The organism is Streptococcus sp. GMD6S, from assembly GCF_000297015.1.
The window spans coordinates 1-1,129 of record NZ_AJRH01000159.1; the positions used below are offsets into that span (position 1 = coordinate 1).

Sequence of the window (1,129 nt, forward strand, 5' to 3'; positions counted from 1 at the left end):
TTTTCCAAATCTTGGAAATTAAAGTTGGAAGTAAAGAAGGTTGGCAAATCTTCCTGCATGCGATACTGGAGAATAACTTGGAGAATCTCATCACGCACCCAAGGGGTAGATTGCTCTGCACCAATATCATCCAAGATCAAGACTTCTGCTAACTTGATGTCATCCACCAGGGTCTTCACAGATCCTTCACCGATGGCATTTTTCACATCAATGACAAAACTTGGATAGTGGAGAATGGTTGTTGAAGCACCACGTTTTTCAGATAAGTCGTGAGCCAGGGCTGCCATCATGAAGCTCTTTCCGACACCAAAGTCTCCGTAAAGATAGAGGCCTTTTCGGATACTTGGGTAAAGGTCAACAAAGGCATAGAGTCTCTCAAAAATAGGCAAACGTCCTAAGTCATCTAGGTCAATCTGAGCCAATTTCGCTTTCTTGAGACTTGCTGGTAGATTGATCAACTTGAGACGATTCTTGATTGCCGCCTCTTTTTCAGCCGCGATGGGGAATCTAAAGAGATAGTAGATTTAAGGAAGAATATAGTTCTAGTTTCATTAATCGTTGGAGTGGATGGTTGGGACAGAATGATATCTTTGAAAAAAGAAAAAGCTCTTGAGAAATCTCGAGAGCAACCAAAAAGGCTGAGACAAAACTCGGGGATTTTCCTGGAGCAGTCCAGATGGCAGCACCTCTACCTGAAGCGAATGCATCGCAACCTTTGAATGACTTGTCACCAAATCAAACTCGATCTCAGCTTTTACTTAATTCTATCATCTATGAGGCTAAGAAGTCAATCTATAAGTATAACGATGTAGAAATAGCATGGAGTGGAGCGCTTACTAAAAGGTAAAGACAAGCACTTAATTTAAGAGTAAGCAAAAAGAGAGGACCAATGGTAGTCAGGGGTCTTTACAGCTCAAAGCTGAGGGCAGTCCCACACCCGTACCAGAAGTTGGTACCTTTGAACGCTCTGTCACCAGTCGCCCTATGTTATCCTCTCGATATTTATACTTTACTATAACTTACTGAGGGAATCAACTTTAAAAGCATCAAAAAGCTCCTGACCGAAGTCAAGAGCCGTCAAACACTGGGGGCGAATTGTTCAATCGCAATTTCAGTTCTTTAGAAACCA

1 pseudogene is annotated in these 1,129 nt (G+C 42.2%); it reads right to left on the minus strand.

From position 1 onward, the window contains the following. Positions 1-500, minus strand: a pseudogene (gene dnaI, locus GMD6S_RS09345) (primosomal protein DnaI); the annotation flags it as partial. Positions 501-1,129: the final 629 nt, after the last annotated feature.